This is a genomic window from Actinomadura darangshiensis (assembly GCF_004349235.1).
GTDB classification, from domain to species: domain Bacteria; phylum Actinomycetota; class Actinomycetes; order Streptosporangiales; family Streptosporangiaceae; genus Spirillospora; species Spirillospora darangshiensis.
In genome coordinates, this window is record NZ_SMKY01000009.1 from 22,068 (window position 1) to 38,590 (window position 16,523).

The window sequence follows — 16,523 nt, forward strand, 5'->3', positions numbered from 1 at the left end:
GGCTCTCCGCGCGGAGCAGGATGGAGACGGCGAGGTCACCATGGAAGCAGACGCGCCAGACGGCCGCCGAGGGGGTGAGTGCCGTGCAGGACGAGTGGTCGAACCACGAGGTGTGGGTCTTCGAGTGCCTGAGCTGTGCGACGACGTGGGACGAGGAGTTCGAGGTCCGGCACTTCGGCGACGGGCACGGCAACCAGGCGGTCGTCTACGAGCGGAGCGGCCAGCCGTGCACGACGCCCTGGATGGACCGCTCCTGCCCCGTGTGCGGGAGCCAGAACGTCAAGGCGCTGTCCGCGATGCGCGGCAAGGAGGGCGAGATCCCGAAGGCGCGCAGCGGCAGCGACGTGGCGATGGTGTTCCACCTCCGCCGGATGCACGCCTGGTAAAGCCGCTGCCGGTCAGGCGGGGACCTTCGGGCTCTCCGGAGCGTCCTCGCTCTCCCGGGCGTCCTCGGGCGCCCCGACGCGGCCGCGTCCGGTGAGGCGGCGGGTCCAGCCGGCCGCCGCCGCGCGGGCCTCAGGCCGGAACGCGATCCCGGCGGCGAGAGCCGCGAGCGGGACGGCGGGCAGCACGTACCGGTAGTCGAACTCGGCGGTCGCGGCCGGCGCCAGCAGCAGCCCGGTCGCGAGCGTCCACGGCAGCAGCGCCTCGCCGCCGAACCGCCGCCACAGCGGGACCAGCCCGGCCAGGCCGAGCAGCAGGATGCCGCCGACCATCGTCCCGCGGAGGTAGACGACGTCCTGGTAGCCGCGGGCGGCCCCGGCGAACGGCTCCACGACCTGGGTGCGGGCGTTGCCGTGCTCGTAGCCCTTGGCGTCCTGCGCCGCCGTCCCGCCGCCCGGCATGTGCCAGTCGGGCAGCGGCCTGCTCTTCTTCTCGAACTCGTACTGCGAGTACGTCGCCGGGTCGGGGAACACCGTGCGGTCCCACCGGAAGACGCGGAAGAAGTCGTGCGCGACGACCTGGAGGTAGTCGAGCGGCTGCGCGATGATCGCCCGCTTGGCGAAGTCGTTGCCGAGCGCGTTGTTGTCGGCGCTGAACCGGGTGCCGGTGTAGCGGTTGAGCGGGGAGCGGGCGTTCCAGATGCCGTCCTGGGAGTTGGGCAGCCGGTTCGCGGGCTCGGTGCACAGCGGGTACTCGCTGACCGGCAGGTTCTTCATCTGGTGGCAGTCGGCGAACTTGTACACCCGTGCGTACAGGAAGATGCCGTTGCTCTCGGTGATGGCGAACTTGTCGCTGTCGGCCTTGTACCAGCCCATGTACATCAGCACCGGCAGCATGCACGCGGTCAGCGTGACCGCCATCAGCCGCCAGCCGCTGCGCCGGATCAGCATGTACGCCAGCACGCCGAGCAGCACCGGCATGCCGACCGACCGGGTCAGCCAGGCCAGCCCGACGATGAGCCCGACCGCCGCGGCGATCTTCCAGGTCGGGCGGTCGTGCCACAGCAGCAGCGTGACCGCGCACATCACCAGGAAGGTGAACATCGTGTCCGACAGGACCAGGTGCTCCAGCTGCAGCTGGTAGGCGTCCAGCAGGACCGGGGCGGACGCGAGCGCCGCGCCCCAGCCGGGCAGCCGGAACTTGCGGCGCAGCAGGGCGTAGATCATCACGCCCATGCCGAGGCCCATGAGGTGCTGGACCGCCGCGACGAGCGCGAAGCTGTGGAAGGGCCTGAGCAGGACCAGCAGGAACGAGTACCCGTCCGGCCGCAGCGGGTGCGGGTACGGGTCCATCGCGACGTTCAGGTAGTCGAAGCTGTCGTTGAAGAACATCACCGGCTGGTAGCCGAGCATCGCGACGAGCCGGAGCAGCGCGGCTGTGGCAATGATCACACTGAACGCCGGGTGCCGGCGCGCCAGCGTCCACAGGCCGCGGGCCCGCCGCCTGCCGCCGGCCTCGGCGGTGTCCCCATCCGGCGTGTCGGATTCCGGGCCGGACTTATCAGCCGATTCCGGATGGTCCTTAACGGCCGTGCCCGAATCCGGGGCGGTCGCCGCCCCGTCGGGCGTGTCGCCCGCCGGCCCGGCCGCGCCGGCCGTGGCCACGGCCGTGCCGCCGTGCGCCGCCTCGTCGAGCGCGGTGTCCCGCGGCGATTCCCCCGCCACTGCCGGACCTCCCTTTCCTCCCACGACGCGCGTCACAGCCGACCCACCCCTTCCGGGCCGCCGTGCCCGTATGCTTGACGTCCTAGCCTGCCGCCCGCGACCGTGGCGGAGAGGGTTTTTCGGTTGCAAGTGGGCAACACGATACGGGTGCTCTTGACGAGAGCGGCCATCATCACCCGTCCCCGGCAGGCATCATGAACGACGACGGGCCGCCGTGCGGAACAACTGAGATTAGTGGAAAACACCGCAGCGGGTCACTCGAGGTAACGACGCCACCAGGGGTAACGAAGGAGATCGTGTGGAACTCTCCGTAGTGATGCCATGTCTGAACGAGGCCGAGACGGTCGAGACCTGCGTCCGCAAGACGATCGGGTTCTTCGAGGACAAGGGCATCGACGGCGAGGTCGTCATCGCCGACAACGGCAGCACCGACGGCAGCCAGCAGCTCGCCCGGGACGCGGGCGCGCGAGTCGTCCCGGTGATCGACAAGGGCTACGGCAACGCCTTGATGGGCGGCATCCGCGCCGCGCGCGGCAAGTACGTCGCGATGGGCGACGCCGACGACTCCTACGACTTCGCCACCCTCGGCCCGTTCCTGGACGAGCTGCGCGGCGGCGCCGACCTCGTGATGGGCAACCGGTTCAAGGGCGGCATCGCCGAGGGCGCCATGCCGCCGCTGCACCGCTACCTCGGCAACCCGGTGCTCAGCTTCGTCGGCCGGCTGTTCTTCGGCAGCAAGATCGGCGACTTCCACTGCGGGCTGCGCGCCTTCAACAAGGACGCCATCCTGCGGCTCGGCCTGCAGACCGGCGGCATGGAGTTCGCCAGCGAGATGGTCGTCAAGGCGACCCTGCACGGCTACGACATCCGCGAGGTCCCGACCACCCTGTCCCCGGACGGGCGGACCCGGGCCCCGCACCTCAACACCTGGCGTGACGGTTGGCGTCATCTCCGCTTCCTCATGCTCTTCAGCCCCCGCTGGCTGTTCCTTATCCCCGGATTGGTCTTCATGACTCTCGGCCTGCTGGCCGGGATCGCGCTGTCGACCGGCCCGGTCACCGTCGGGGAGATCGCCTTCGACGTCGACACGCTGGTCGGCGCGTCCGCCGCGCTGGTCATCGGCTTCCAGGCGGTGCTGTTCGCGCTGCTCACGAAGGTCTACGCGATGCAGGAGGGATTCCTGCCGCACGACCGCCGGGTCCAGAAGATCATCGACTGGTGGAGCCTGGAGCGCGGCCTGCTGATCGGCGGGGTGCTCGCCGTCGCCGGCCTCGGCGGCCTCGTCGCCTCGCTGCTGCACTGGCGCGTCAACAGCTTCGGCGAACTCGACCCGCGGCACTCGCTGCGCATCGTCGTGCCCGCCGCGACCGCGCTCGTGATGAGCTTCCAGGCCATCTTCGCCTCGCTGTTCGTCAGCATCCTCGGCATCCGCCGCCGCCAGCACCCGCCGCTCACCGACCCGGCCGAGGAGGCCGCGGGCGTCGTGGACGCCGAGGCGCACAAGGTCGCCAAGAGCGGCGCCGCCAAGGGCGATGCCGCGGAGGCGGAGAAGCCGGAGGCCGGCAGGGTGGCCGCCGGGAAGACCACCGAGAGCGGCGGCGCCGGCGAGGACGCGTCCGAGAGCTGACCGGCCGCGCCCGCACCCCGGCGCGCGGCATCCGTCCCGGCATGCCCGGAGTTCGTCACGATGTGAAATGACGCCCGGACGGATCGTGCCCAAACCGCAGAAGTCGCTGAGCGTTCCCGGGCCGGGGGCCGGTGCCCCGGCCGCACTGTGACAGGCTTGACCGTCGATGGATCTCCGTTTCCCGACCGACCGCGCCCGGCGCGCCGTGCCGCGATGAGCATGCGGACGCCGCCGGACTCCCGGCCGCCCGCCCGTACGGCCGTCACGCGGCCGCCGGTCGCGCCGGCGGACCGGTATGCCGCCGGGCCCCGGCCGAACCGCCGCCGCTGGGCGTGGCTGTTCGTGCTCGGCTGGGCCGCGCAGGTCGCGCTCCGGCTGTGGCTCGGGTCGGGGCAGACGGTGCCGGTGGCGACGCCGGACGAGTCCGGCTACCTGTTCGCCGCCCGCGTCCTGACCGGCGGTCCTGACGCGGACATGTCGTTCGGCACGGTGTACCGCGGCGGGTACCCGCTGCTGCTGACGCCCGCGTTCTGGTTCGGCGGCGGCCCGGTCGGGGTGTACCGCGCCGTCCTGGTGATCAACGCGCTGGTCAGCGCGGCGATGCTGCCGCTGGCCTTCCTGCTGCTGCGCCGGCTGCGGGTGCGGCGCCGCTGGTCCTACGTCTTCGCGCACGTGACGGCGCTGCTGCCGTGCGTCCTGTTCTACTCCGAGTTCGCGCTGACCGACGCCGTCCTGCCGGTCATCCTCGTCGGCTGGCTGCTGCTCGCGCACGCGTGGCTGACCGCCCCGCCGCCCGCCGCGCGCCGCGCGTCCGTCCGGGTGGCGCTGAGCGGGACGGGCGCGTCGCTGCTCGCCGCGTACGCCTACGCCTGCCACACGCGCGGCGCGATCCTGCTGGTCGTGCACGCGGCGCTGGTCGGGCTCGCGATGGTGCGCCGGTGGCGGTCGTGGCGGTCGGCGTCCGGCGCGGCGCTCGTCCTCGCCGCCGCGACGGGCGCGGGGATGCTGCTGAACCGGTCGCTGCTGCCGCACATGTACCCGAGCGGCGACAACGACCTCGGCGGCAACGTCGTCAAGCGCCTCACCTCGCCCGACGGCTGGGGCTGGATGCTGTCGCTCGGCACCGGCCAGGTCTGGTACCAGGCCGTCGCGAGCGGCGGCGTCGCGGCGATCGGCCTCATCGCGGTGGCGTTCTTCGCCGTCCGCAGGGGCACGGCCGGGCGGACGCGGGCGCTGGCGCTCGCCGTCCTCACCATCGTCGCCGGGATCGCGTTCGCGACGTCGGCGGCGCTGCCGGTCGAGTACCGCATCGGCAACTACGTGTACGGCCGCTACCTCGCCTGCGTGACGCCGGTGCTGTTCATGGTGGGCGTCGCCGTCCTGGTGCGCGCCGCGCGGCGGACGCTGCTGCTGGCGGCGGGCGCCGCGGCCGTCCTCGCGGTCATCGCCGCGTGCGTCGTCCAGTGGTACGCGGGCGACCTGCTCCACCAGTACACCTACACGGCCTACGACTTCCCGGAGACGTCGTTCCTCACCTGGGACTGGACGTCGTTCCGCCTCTGGCACGCCACGCTGACCGGCCTCCTGCTGCTCGCGCTGACGGTGGCGGCCGTCCAGTTGCGCGGTCACGGCCCCCCGCTGCTGGCGGGCCTGCTGGCCGTCGTCGCGGTCGGCATGTGCGCCACCGCCACCGACCGGATCGCGCAGCCGCTGGTGCGCGCCGAGACCGCGCACACCGATCTGCGCGGCAGCGTCGACCTGTCGAAGCAGCGGTCCATCGCCGTCGACTGGAACATCTGGTGGACGATCCGGCTCTCGCAGTACTACTGGGCCTGGTGGAGCGACGGCAGCGTCTTCGACTCCCGCTGGACGGCCCCGCCGCAGGACGCCGACCTGGTCGTCCTGGCGTGGCCGAAGGACAAGCCCGCCACCGCGTCGTGGCCGAAGGGCGCCCCGCCCGGCTGGCACGTCGCCGACAGCCGCCGCACCGTCGAAGGCGACTGGGTCGCCTGGACCCGCTAGTCCCGGGGGCCCGCTAGTTCTCCGGCGGCAGGGGCGGCGGGTTCCAGAGTTGCAGGATCCCGTCGGACGAGCGCCACAGCAGCGTCCAGCCCTGGGCGGGGTCCGGGCGCCAGCCGCCGGCGATCTGCGACTCCATGCCGCGCCAGCGCGTGTAGAGCATCGGGCCCTCCATCGCGTTGCGCGGGATCTGCTGCATGTAGTGCGGGAAGTCGCGGATCTCGCCGCGCCAGACCGGGTCGCCCCACATGTCGCGGGTGTAGAAAGTGAGGGTCTGCGCGAGCCGCCGGTCGGCGCAGATCAGCGTGATGCCGCGGTGGCCGCCGAGGTAGCCGCGCAGCTCGTTCCACGCCTTGTCGCGCGGCAGGTCGGGGACGGCGCGGACCGCGGCGACCGTGTACGTCCCTCCGAGCACGACCGCGAGGGCGGGCACCACGACGGTCTTCAGCCGCAGCCGCGACACGAGGTCGGACGGCACCATCCGGAACATCAGGATGAGCGATCCGAACCCGCCGGCGAGCAGCGCGGGCAGCACCGCGAACCAGTACCGCTGGAGCCAGGCGCGCAGCGAGATGCTGTTCGGGTCGAGGACGCCGGAGAACAGCGTCAGCGGGACGGCGAGGGTGAAGAACCACACGAGGACCAGCGCGAGCCGCCGGTCGCGGGTGACGGCCCAGCCGACGATCGTGAGGGCCAGTGCGGCGGTGAAGACGAGGCCGAGCGGGGTCCAGTCGTGCATCGCGCGCAGGAACGAGCGGGCGGCGAGCTCCCGGGTCACGTAGTCGCGGGACTGGCCGCCGTGCTCGGCCGCCGACGCGAGCCCGGCCAGGGGGCTGCCCCACACCAGCTGGTTGTGGACGAAGTTCAGGACGAGGATCGCCAGCATCGGCGCCCCGACCGTGACGTTGCGCCGCCACGGGATGCGCAGCAGCGCCAGGTAGGCGGGGATCGGGAGGAACAGGAACGCCAGGAACTCGCGGACGAGGAACGACGTGCCGAGGAACACCCCGGCGGCCAGCAGCATCCGGGTCTGCGCCCGGCCGGTCCTGCGGCTCGCGACGACGAGGCCCGCCATGCCGATCGTGAAGAGCCCGGCGCCCGGCATGTCCGGCAGCATCACCCCGGTCGACCAGGTGATCTCGTGGCCGAACGGGTTCGTCATCGTGAAGAACGGGTGGATCAGCAGGATCGCCGCGGACGCGACGCCCGCCACGTCCCCGAACAGGGAGCGGACGACCAGGTAGGCCCCGACGAAGAACGCGATCCCGCCGGCCCCGGCGACGACGAAGTAGGCGGCCTGGCCGTCCCCGAGGACCTCTTGGACGAGCCGCGCCGGCAGGACGAGCCCGATCCGGGTGACCTGGTGCGGGACCTCGTCGAACGGCCACTGGCCGAGCGGGATGTCGGGCCAGTCGCGGGCGGCGAGCCACACGTAGTACGGGTCGAAGTACAGCGGCGGCGTCATGGTGACCCACTGGGCGAGCACCGCGGACGCCGCGACCAGCAGCGACAGCCACACGACCCGGCGCACCCGGCGCACCCTGGCGGCCACCCGGCCGGGCAGGGCCCGGGACGGCCCGGAAGCCGGCTCGCCACCGGTGACGGCCCGGTCGGCGGTCGGCTGGTCGGAGGTGGTCTGGGCCATGGCGGACAACGTTACTCGCGTGCCGGGGGCGTCGTGACGCGACTACCCTTGATTCCATGTCCTCGTCAAGCCGTCATATCTTGACCGCGCCCGCATGGCCGTACGCCAACGGGCCCCGTCACATCGGGCACGTCTCCGGTTTCGCGCTGCCCGCCGACATGTTCAGCCGCTACCAGCGGATGGCGGGCAGCAAGGTCCTGATGGTCAGCGGCACCGACGAGCACGGCACCCCGATCCAGGTGCAGGCCGACAAGGAGGGCGTGAGCGCCCGCGAGCTGGCCGACCGGTACAGCTCGGTGATCGCCGAGGACCTGCACGGCCTCGGCATGTCCTACGACCTGTTCACCCGGACGACGACGCTGAACCACTACGCGGTCGTCCAGGAGGTCTTCAAGGGCCTGTACGACAACGGCTACATCTTCCCGCGGAAGACGATGGGCGCGATCTCCCCGTCCACCGGCCGGACGCTCCCGGACCGCTACATCGAGGGCACCTGCCCCATCTGCGGCTACGACGGCGCGCGCGGCGACCAGTGCGACAACTGCGGCAACCAGCTCGACCCGATCGATCTGATCAACCCGGTGTCGAAGATCAACGGCGAGACGCCGAAGTTCGTGGAGACCGAGCACTTCATGCTCGACCTGCCCGCGTTCACCGAGGTCCTCGGCCGGTACCTGCGCGGCAACCAGGGCCAATGGCGGCCGAACGTGCTGAAGTTCGCGCTGAACCTGCTCGACGACATGCAGCCCCGCGCGATCAGCCGCGACCTCGACTGGGGCGTCCCGATCCCGCTGGACGGCTGGCGCGACAACCCGGCCAAGAAGCTGTACGTGTGGTTCGACGCGGTCGTCGGCTACTTCTCGGCGTCGGTGGAGTGGGCGCGGCGCACCGGCGACCCGGAGGCGTGGCGCGCCTGGTGGCAGGACCCGGAGGCCCTGTCCTACTACTTCATGGGCAAGGACAACATCGTCTTCCACGCCGAGATCTGGCCGGCGATGCTGCTCGGTTACAGCGGCCAGGGCGACAAGGGCGGCACGCCGGGGTCCATGGGCGCGCTGAACGTCCCGACGGAGGTCGTGTCGTCGGAGTTCCTGACGATGGAGGGCAAGAAGTTCTCCTCGTCCCGGCAGGTCGTCATCTACGTGAAGGACTTCCTGGAGCGCTACGACGTCGACGCCCTGCGGTACTACGTCGCGGTCGCCGGGCCGGAGAACCAGGACACCGACTTCACGTGGTCGGAGTTCGTCCGCCGCAACAACGACGAGCTGGTCGCCGCCTGGGGCAACCTCGTGAACCGGTCGGTGAACATGGCGGCGAAGAACTTCGGCTCGGTCCCGGAGGCCGGCGACCTCACCGACGCCGACCGGGCGCTGATGGAGCGCAGCCGCAACGCGTTCGCGGCCGTGGGCGCCGAGCTCGGCCGGTCCCGGTTCAAGAACTCGATCACCGAGGCGCTGGACGTCGTCCGCGACGCCAACCGGTACCTGTCCGACCAGGCGCCCTGGAAGCTGAAGGACGACCCCGAGCGCGTCAAGTCGATCCTGCACACCGCGCTGCAGGTCGTCGACGACGCCAAGACGCTGCTGACGCCGTTCCTGCCGAACTCGTCCCAGAAGGTTTACGAGATGCTCGGCGGGCAGGGCGTGTGGAGCGGCATGCCGGAGCTGACGACGGTGTCGGAGGACGGCGGGCCCGACTACCGCATCCTCACCGGTGACTACGCGACCGAGGCGCGCTGGGAGTCCACGCCGATCAAGCCGGGCGTGCCGCTGGTCAAGCCGACGCCGCTGTTCAAGAAGCTCGACACGTCCGTGGTGGACGAGGAGCTCGCCAGGCTGGAGAACACGTGAGTCGAGACGAGGACGGGCAGGCCTCACGGTCGTACCCGCCGTTGCCCGAGCGCCTGCCCGTCGACGTCTTCGACAGCCACTGCCACCTCGACATCGTCGACACGCCGGTGGACGAGCAGCTCAAGTCGGCGAAGGCCGCGGGGATCACGCGGATCGTGACGATCGGCTGCGACCTGCCGTCGTCGCGGTTCGCCGTGGACGCCGCGGACGAGTTCGACGACGTGTACGCGGCGGTGGCGATCCACCCGAACGAGACGACGCGGATCTCCGCCGACGTCCTCACCGACATCGAGCGCCTGGCCGCGCACCCGAAGGTCCGCGCGATCGGCGAGACGGGCCTGGACTACTACCGCGACTGGGCGCCGAAGGACGACCAGCACCGCGCCTTCCGCGGCCACATCGAGATCGCCAAGCGCACCGGCAAGGCCCTGGTCGTCCACGACCGGGAGGCCCACGACGACGTCCTCGCGATCCTGGCGGAGGAGGGCGCGCCCGACAGGGTCGTCTTCCACTGCTACTCCGGCGACGCCGCGATGGCCGAGGTCTGCGCTGAGCACGGCTACCTGATGAGCTTCGCCGGGAACGTCACGTTCAAGAACGCCGAGCCGCTGCGGGACGCGCTGCGGGCGGCGCCGCTCGACCTGCTCCTCGTGGAGACCGACGCGCCGTTCCTGACGCCGATCCAGCACCGCGGCAAGCCGAACGCCTCGTACCTGATCCCGCACACCGTCCGCGCGATGGCCGAGGTCAAGGGCGTGGACGTGGCCGACCTGTGCGCCGCGATCGCCGCGAACGGGGAGCGCGCCTTCGGCCCCTGGTGAGCCGTCCGGGCCCGATGGGGAGGTATCCCCCCACGGGGACCTGTGTGGGCGTTGAGGTGGCGGCGGACGGCCGGGGGCTCTAATCTCTGGCCTTTGACGGGCGCCCCCGAGCCCGGCCTCCCGGAGGACCCCCCATGCCTTGGAACCCCATGCCTTGGAAGCCCGCGCCCTGGAAACCCGTGCGCCGCGCGCTCGCGCCCTCCGCCGCCCTGCTGGCCGCGGTGATGCTGGCGTCGGCGTGCGGCGGGGACGGATCGGGCGGCGCCAAGTCCGGCGCCGTCGCGGACGCGCCCCGCACGAGCGCGCCCGCGCCGCGCAAGGTCGTCATCGTGGTCGACAAGCACAAGACCGAGACGATGACGACGGGCACGACCGTCCAGCAGGTCCTGGCCGGGGCGAAGGTCGCGCTCGGGCCGCACGACCTGGTCAAGCCGGCCGCCGACCAGCCCGCCGGGGACGTCATCAAGATCCTGCGGCTGCTGTCCGACCCGGTGACCAAGGTCGTGAAGACGCCCGCGCCGACGGTCCGCAAGAAGAGCTCGAAGGTCCCGCCGTGGAGCGAGAAGGAGCTGCGCAAGGGCCGCGCCGGCCTCAAGGTCGTGAAGGTGGCCTACGTCCGCCGCAAGGGCAAGAAGGTCAAGCGGGTCATCGCGCAGAAGGTGACGCGCAAGCCGGTCGCGCGGATCCTCGCGATCGGCCCGAAGGCGGCCAACAGCGGCTCGGTGACGCGGCTGAACTGGCACGGGCTCGCCAACTGCGAGTCCCACAACAACCCGAAGGCCGTGAACTCGGCCGGGTACTACGGCCTCTACCAGTTCTCGATGGCGTCGTGGTCGACGGTCGGCGGGAAGGGCAGGCCGTCCGACGCCAGCGCCGCCGAGCAGACCTACCGCGCGCAGCTCCTCTACAAGCGCGTGAACGGCCGCTGGCAGGGCCAGTGGCCCAACTGCGGGAAGTTCCTGTTCTCCTGACCGGCCGGCGTCTGGAACGGAGCGCCGGCGGAGTGGAAGACGACGGCCGGTCGCCGTTGTACGGGGGCCTGGGGGTCGCCCCCCAGAATTACAGGAGACAATTGCGACGTGGGGGATAACAGGGGGCTGCTCGGGGCGGCCGACGTGCGGGAGCTGGCGGGACGGCTCGGCATCAGGCCGACCAAGACGCTCGGGCAGAACTTCGTCATCGACGGCAACACCGTGCGGCGGATCGTCCGGGCGGCCGGGCTGTCCCCGGACGACGTCGTCATCGAGGTGGGCCCGGGGCTGGGGTCGCTCACGCTCGCGCTGCTGCCGGAGGCGCGGCGCGTCGTCGCCGTGGAGATCGACCCGGCGCTCGCCGCGGAGCTGCCCGCCACGGCCGCCGCGCGCGAGCCCGGCCTCGCCGGACGCCTCGAGGTCGTGCGCGCCGACGCGATGAAGATCACACACGTGCCGGGGCCGGCCCCGACGGCGCTCGTCGCGAACCTGCCCTACAACGTCGCCGTCCCGGTCGTCCTGCATCTGCTCGCGACGCTGCCGTCGCTTCGGAGCGCCCTGGTCATGGTGCAGGCCGAGGTCGCCGACCGGATGACGGCCTCGCCCGGCGGCCGCATCTACGGGGTGCCGTCGGTGAAGCTCGCCTGGTACGGGAACGCCCGCAGGGCGGGGGCCGTGGGCCGCGCCGTGTTCTGGCCCGCGCCGAACGTCGACTCCGGGCTCGTCGCCTTCACCCGCGGCGACCCGCCGCCGACCGCCGCGTCCCGCCAGGAGGTGTTCGCCGTGGTCGACGCCGCGTTCGCGCAGCGCCGCAAGACGCTGCGCGCCGCGCTCGCGGGCTGGGCCGGGTCCGCGGCCGCCGCCGAGGACGCGCTGCGCGCCGCCGGCGTCGATCCGCGCGCCCGCGGCGAAGCGCTGGACGTGGCCGCCTTCGCCCGGATTGCCGAGTATGGTCCTTCACGCCGGGGAGATCACCCCCCAACCCCCTAGGCGAGCTGCTCCCACGGGGGGCCACAGCATCAGTACGAGCCGGAGGTCGATGTGAAGGCGCGTTCGCGGACGGCGCGGGCCGGGTTGCCGATCGCGGGGACGGCGCTCCTCGCGGTCGCCGGCATGATCGCGACGATGGCCGCGGGCTGCGGGGACGGCGCGGGCGCGGCACCGAAGATCACCACGACGGCGCGGGCGGGCGTCGCGCCGGTCCCGCCGGACAAGGGCGCCTACTTCGGGGCGTGGGTGCCCGAGGACGGCGCCGGCGGGCCGTCCCCGTCGCAGTCCCCGTCCGAATCCGCGTCTGCGACCGCCTCGCCGTCCGGGAAGGACGCCGGCAAGCCCGGCATGGCACCCGTCGTCGGCTTCGAGCAGCGGCTCGGCCGGCAGCTCGACATCGTGCAGAGCTACCGCGGCTGGAAGACCGAGTTCCCCGGCGGGCTGGAGAAGTCCGTCGCCGGCGGCAACCGCTACCTGCTGCTGACCTGGGGCGGCGCCGACACCCGCGAGATCGTCCAAGGGAAGTACGACGACCTCATCGCGCGGCGCGCCCGCGCCGTCAAGGCCCTCGGCAAGCCCGTCTTCCTGCGCTGGTCGCGGGACATGGACAAGTCGTCCGGCCGCAAGCGCGTCCACTCGGCCGGCGACTTCACCGCCGCCTGGAAGCACCTGCGGGAGATCTTCGAGCGGGAGAAGGTCGACAACGTCGCCTGGGTGTGGTGCCCCACCGCCCGCGGCTTCAGCGGCGCGGACGCCGGCTCCTACTACCCCGGCGACGACCAGGTCGACTGGATCTGCGCGGACGCCGAACCCGGCGGCGACTACGACTACCGCGACCTGTCGGAGGCGGTGAAGCTGTTCATGCAGTGGGCGCGGGGCCACCACAAGCCCATCATGATCGCCGAGTTCGGGGTGCCGAAGGCCTACGGCCCGCGCCGCGCCGAATGGCTCCGCGAGGCCGCCAAGACCCTCCAGGACCCGCAGGTCAAGGCCGTCGTCTACTTCAACTCCGACGAGCAGGCCGCCAACGCCCGCGACAGGCGGCGCGCCTACTCGGTCACCGGCGACAAGCACGCGACCTCCGCGCTCCGCGAGCTCGCCACGACCCCCTACTTCAACCCCCGCAACCTCCCCGTGACCAGCGGGGGTTGACAGTGTCATTTTGGGGGGACGACCCCCCAAACCCCCCGGCAACAGCTTTCATGCGTAGGGTTTCGCAGGTGAACGCAGTGACGGTACGGGTCCCCGCCAAGGTGAACCTCCAACTCGGCGTCGGGCCGATCCGCGACGACGGCTACCACGACCTCGTCAACGTCTTCCACGCCGTGTCCCTGTGCGATGAGGTGACGGCCGAGCCCGCCGAGCGGCTGGAGGTGCGCGTCCAGGCGGCCCCGCACTCGCGCGTGGCGATCGACGGCGTCCCCACCGGCACCGACAACCTCGCCGCCCGCGCTGCCCGGCTCGTCGCCGCGCGGCTCGGCGTGGAACCGGCCGTCCGGCTGAGGATCCGCAAGGCCATCCCGGTCGCGGGCGGCATGGCGGGCGGCAGCGCCGACGCCGCCGCCGCGCTGGTCGCCTGCGCCCGCCTCTGGGACGACCGCGAGCAGCCCGTCCTCGCCCGCGACGACCTGATGGACCTCGGCGCCGACCTCGGCAGCGACGTCCCGTTCGCCGTCCTCGGGGGCACGGCCGTCGGCGTCGGACGCGGCGAGCGGCTCACCCCCGCCCTCACCCGCGGAACCTTCCACTGGGTGTTCGCCACCGCCGACGGCGGCCTGTCCACGCCCGCCGTCTACGGCGAGTGCGACCGGCTCCGGCTGGACGCGGGGGAGGAGGCCGCCTGGCCGGCGGTGTCGGAGGGGCTGATGACCGCGCTCGCCACCGGCGACGCCAAGGGCCTCGGCGCCGCGCTGTCCAACGACCTGCAGCCGGCCGCGCTGTCGCTGCGCCCGGCGCTGCGCCGCACCATCGACGCCGGGCGCGACCTCGGCGCGATCGGCGCGGTCGTCTCCGGCTCCGGGCCGACCTGCGCGTTCCTCGCCGAGACGGCCGAGGACGCCGCCGGCCTCGCGGACGCCCTGCACGGCGCCGGCGTCGCCGAGCAGATCGTCCGCGCCCAGGGGCCTGTCTCCGGCGCCACAGTGCTCTGACGTCACAGGACTATAAGAGCGTCGCGGTAGCTGCTTCCGTCACACAAGCCAACCTTCCGCCTGCACTGCGCGTCATCTACTCGTGACACCGAATCCCTCCGGCGTCGATTCATCCGGCACTGATTCATCCGGCGAGGTGGAGCGATGACGTATCTGTCCGGGCTGCTGGGCATCATGGCGCTCGTCATGATGGTGACGCTCGCCCTGCTCGCCGTCCGCCGCGACCGGGCCCTGCGCCGCAACGCGCCCGAAAGGGTCGTCTCCGGCGAAGCGGGCGGCCACTAGGCTCCCCCCATGAGCGTGCTGCTCCTCCTCCTCGTCGTGATCGTGGTCCTCGCGGTCTTCGTCGGCGGTGGGATCGTCGTGATCGCCGTCACGAGCTCCCGCAAGCGCACCGCCGGGCCGCCGGCGTACCCGCCGCAGGGCGGATACCCGCCGGGCCCGCCGTACCAGCAGGAGCTGCCGCCGCACCAGCCGGGCCCGCCGTATCAGCCGGGTCCGCCGGGAGCGTGACGAGCGGCGCCGCACGGGGTGGTCCGCCGGGGGCAATACGCTTGAAGCGCCGTGAATCTGATCAATCTTGAGAACGTCGCCAAGGCCTACGGGCCGGCCCCGCTGCTCGACGCCGTGTCCCTCGGCCTGGACGAGGGCGACCGCGTCGGCGTCGTCGGCCGCAACGGCGGCGGCAAGAGCACCCTCGTGTCCGTCCTCGCGCGGGAGACCGAACCCGACGACGGCCGCGTCACCCACGCGCGCGGGCTCCGGCTCGGCTACCTGACCCAGCGGGACGCGTTCCCGGACGGCTCCACCGTCCGGTCCGTGGTGCTGGGCGACCGCGCCGAGCACGAGTGGGCCGGCGACGTCCGCGCCCGCGACGTCCTCGCCGGGCTGCTCGCCGACCTCGACCTGGACGCGCCGCTCGCCGGCATGTCCGGCGGGGAGCGGCGCCGCGTCGCGCTGGCCCGGCTCCTCGTCCCCGAGTCCGACCTGATCCTGCTCGACGAGCCCACCAACCACCTCGACATCGAGGCGATCGACTGGCTGGCCCGGCACCTGAAGGGCCGCAAGGTCGCGGTGCTCGTCGTCACCCACGACCGCTGGTTCCTCGACGAGCTCACCGACCGGACGTGGGAGGTCGTCGACGGGCGCGTCGAACGCTACGAGGGCGGCTACTCCGCCTACGTCCTCGCCAAGGCCGAGCGCTCCCGGATCGCCGCCGCCACCGAGGCCAAGCGGCAGAACCTGCTCCGCAAGGAACTGGCGTGGCTGCGCCGCGGCCCGCAGGCCCGCACGTCCAAGCCCAAGTTCCGGGTGGACGCCGCGCAGGAGCTCATCGCCGACGAGCCGCCGCTGCGCGACTCGGTGGAGCTGACCCGGTTCGCGACCGCGCGGCTCGGCAAGACCGTCTACGACGTGGAGGACGTGAGCGTCGAACTCGGCGGCCGCGACCTGTTCCGGCGGATGACGTGGCGGCTCGGCCCCGGCGACCGCGTCGGCCTCGTCGGCGTCAACGGCAGCGGCAAGAGCACCCTGCTGCGGCTGCTGGACGGCTCCGTCCAGCCGGTGTCCGGGACGGTCGTGCAGGGCAAGACCGTCCAGCTGGCGCATCTGACGCAGAACCTGGAGGATCTCGACCCGAATCGGCGCGTCCTGGAGTCGGTCGAGGAGATCCGCCGCCGCATCACCGTCGGCAAGCGCGAGTGGACGGCGAGCCAGCTCCTCGAACGGCTCGGCTTCGCCGGCGACCGGCAGTGGACGCCCGTCGGCGACCTGTCCGGCGGGGAGCGCCGCCGCCTGCAGATCCTCCGGCTCCTGATGGGCGAACCCAACGTCCTGCTCCTGGACGAGCCCACCAACGACCTCGACATCGAGACGCTCACCGAGGTCGAGGACCTCCTGGACGGCTGGCCCGGCACGCTCGTCGTCGTCAGCCACGACCGGTACTTCCTGGAGCGGATCACCGACCACGTCGTGGCGCTCCTCGGCGACGGCCGCGTGTCGATGCTGCCCGGCGGCGTCGACGAGTACCTCGAACGCCGCGCCGCCGGAACCGCGCCCAAGCCGGGTGCCGTCCGGGCGGAGCCCGCGCCGGCGTCCCCGAAGCCCAAGGCCGGCGGGCAGGACTGGAAGGCCCGCAAGGAGCTCGACCGCCTGGAGCGCCGCCTGGAGAAGCTGGCCGGGCAGGAGGCCGGCCTCCACGAGCAGCTCGCCGCGCACGCCACCGACTACGCCAAGCTGCAGGAGCTCGACGGGCGGCTCAAGGAGATCCAGGCCGAGGCCGCCGGTGTCGAGGAGGAATGGCTGATGCTCGCCGAGGATCTCGGGTAGCGGACGCCCCTGGC

The 16,523-nt window shown here is 72.3% G+C and carries 14 protein-coding genes; 12 read left to right on the forward strand and 2 right to left on the reverse strand.

Translation table 11 applies throughout. The features are described 5' to 3' along the window. Positions 1-20: 20 nt before the first annotated feature. Positions 21-386 (forward strand): hypothetical protein, encoded by a 366-nt coding sequence (locus tag E1293_RS03720; RefSeq protein ID WP_132193798.1) that lies wholly within the window; start codon positions 21-23, stop codon positions 384-386. A gap of 12 nt (positions 387-398) precedes the next feature. On the opposite strand, the gene E1293_RS03725 is transcribed toward E1293_RS03720, so the two are convergent. Beyond that, positions 399-2,108: a glycosyltransferase family protein gene (locus tag E1293_RS03725; protein ID WP_243715990.1), complete on the reverse strand. Its 1,710-nt coding sequence runs from the start codon at positions 2,106-2,108 to the stop codon at positions 399-401. 298 nt (positions 2,109-2,406) lie between these two features. On the opposite strand from E1293_RS03725, the gene E1293_RS03730 reads away from it, so the two are divergent. Further along, positions 2,407-3,735 (forward strand): glycosyltransferase family 2 protein, encoded by a 1,329-nt coding sequence (locus tag E1293_RS03730; protein WP_243715991.1) that lies wholly within the window; start codon positions 2,407-2,409, stop codon positions 3,733-3,735. Positions 3,736-3,948: 213 nt separating this feature from the next. Then, entirely contained in the window at positions 3,949-5,757 is a 1,809-nt protein-coding gene (locus E1293_RS03735) for a hypothetical protein (protein WP_132193800.1), read from the forward strand. A gap of 13 nt (positions 5,758-5,770) precedes the next feature. Here E1293_RS03735 and E1293_RS03740 read toward each other — a convergent pair whose 3' ends face one another. Next, the gene (locus tag E1293_RS03740) at positions 5,771-7,399 is read right to left on the reverse strand and encodes a glycosyltransferase family 39 protein (RefSeq protein ID WP_132193802.1); all 1,629 of its coding nucleotides are present in this window, start codon (positions 7,397-7,399) and stop codon (positions 5,771-5,773) included. Positions 7,400-7,455: 56 nt separating this feature from the next. Here E1293_RS03740 and metG point away from each other — a divergent pair, with 56 nt between their 5' ends. The 9 genes from metG to E1293_RS03780 all read left to right on the forward strand — a co-directional run bounded on the left by metG (position 7,456) and on the right by E1293_RS03780 (position 16,509). Then, complete coding sequence (gene metG / locus E1293_RS03745) at positions 7,456-9,249, forward strand: methionine--tRNA ligase (protein WP_132193804.1); 1,794 nt, start codon at positions 7,456-7,458, stop codon at positions 9,247-9,249. Next, a complete protein-coding gene (locus E1293_RS03750) occupies positions 9,246-10,070 on the forward strand; it encodes a TatD family hydrolase (RefSeq protein ID WP_132193806.1) in 825 nt (274 codons plus the stop codon). The genes metG and E1293_RS03750 overlap by 4 nt, the downstream gene beginning before the upstream one ends. 134 nt (positions 10,071-10,204) lie before the next feature. Next, on the forward strand, positions 10,205-11,041 hold the full coding sequence (locus E1293_RS03755) for a transglycosylase family protein (RefSeq protein ID WP_243715992.1): 837 nt from the start codon (positions 10,205-10,207) through the stop codon (positions 11,039-11,041). Between the two features lie 108 nt (positions 11,042-11,149). Then, entirely contained in the window at positions 11,150-12,031 is an 882-nt protein-coding gene (gene rsmA, locus E1293_RS03760; protein WP_132193808.1) for a 16S rRNA (adenine(1518)-N(6)/adenine(1519)-N(6))-dimethyltransferase RsmA, read from the forward strand. Positions 12,032-12,082: 51 nt separating this feature from the next. Next, positions 12,083-13,183 carry a glycoside hydrolase family 26 protein gene (locus tag E1293_RS03765; RefSeq protein WP_243715993.1) on the forward strand — a complete coding sequence of 367 codons (1,101 nt, stop codon included), beginning with the start codon at positions 12,083-12,085 and terminating at the stop codon, positions 13,181-13,183. Positions 13,184-13,233: 50 nt separating this feature from the next. Further along, complete coding sequence (locus E1293_RS03770; protein ID WP_132193810.1) at positions 13,234-14,181, forward strand: 4-(cytidine 5'-diphospho)-2-C-methyl-D-erythritol kinase; 948 nt, start codon at positions 13,234-13,236, stop codon at positions 14,179-14,181. Between the two features lie 144 nt (positions 14,182-14,325). After that, complete coding sequence (locus E1293_RS47260; RefSeq protein WP_165978065.1) at positions 14,326-14,466, forward strand: hypothetical protein; 141 nt, start codon at positions 14,326-14,328, stop codon at positions 14,464-14,466. Between the two features lie 9 nt (positions 14,467-14,475). After that, positions 14,476-14,694 carry a hypothetical protein gene (locus tag E1293_RS03775; RefSeq protein WP_132193812.1) on the forward strand — a complete coding sequence of 73 codons (219 nt, stop codon included), beginning with the start codon at positions 14,476-14,478 and terminating at the stop codon, positions 14,692-14,694. Positions 14,695-14,745: 51 nt separating this feature from the next. Then, positions 14,746-16,509: an ABC-F family ATP-binding cassette domain-containing protein gene (locus E1293_RS03780; RefSeq protein WP_132193815.1), complete on the forward strand. Its 1,764-nt coding sequence runs from the start codon at positions 14,746-14,748 to the stop codon at positions 16,507-16,509. Positions 16,510-16,523: the final 14 nt, after the last annotated feature.

Bases quoted from the DNA above. Each gene is read 5' to 3' on its own strand.
- E1293_RS03720 (WP_132193798.1), top strand. From the start codon at position 21: ATGGAGACGGCGAGGTCACCATGGAAGCAGACGCGCCAGACGGCCGCC.
- E1293_RS03735 (WP_132193800.1), top strand. From the start codon at position 3,949: ATGAGCATGCGGACGCCGCCGGACTCCCGGCCGCCCGCCCGTACGGCC.
- E1293_RS03740 (WP_132193802.1), bottom strand. From the start codon at position 7,399: ATGGCCCAGACCACCTCCGACCAGCCGACCGCCGACCGGGCCGTCACC.
- metG (WP_132193804.1), top strand. From the start codon at position 7,456: ATGTCCTCGTCAAGCCGTCATATCTTGACCGCGCCCGCATGGCCGTAC.
- E1293_RS03755 (WP_243715992.1), top strand. From the start codon at position 10,205: ATGCCTTGGAACCCCATGCCTTGGAAGCCCGCGCCCTGGAAACCCGTG.
- E1293_RS03770 (WP_132193810.1), top strand. From the start codon at position 13,234: ATGCGTAGGGTTTCGCAGGTGAACGCAGTGACGGTACGGGTCCCCGCC.
- E1293_RS47260 (WP_165978065.1), top strand. From the start codon at position 14,326: ATGACGTATCTGTCCGGGCTGCTGGGCATCATGGCGCTCGTCATGATG.
- E1293_RS03775 (WP_132193812.1), top strand. From the start codon at position 14,476: ATGAGCGTGCTGCTCCTCCTCCTCGTCGTGATCGTGGTCCTCGCGGTC.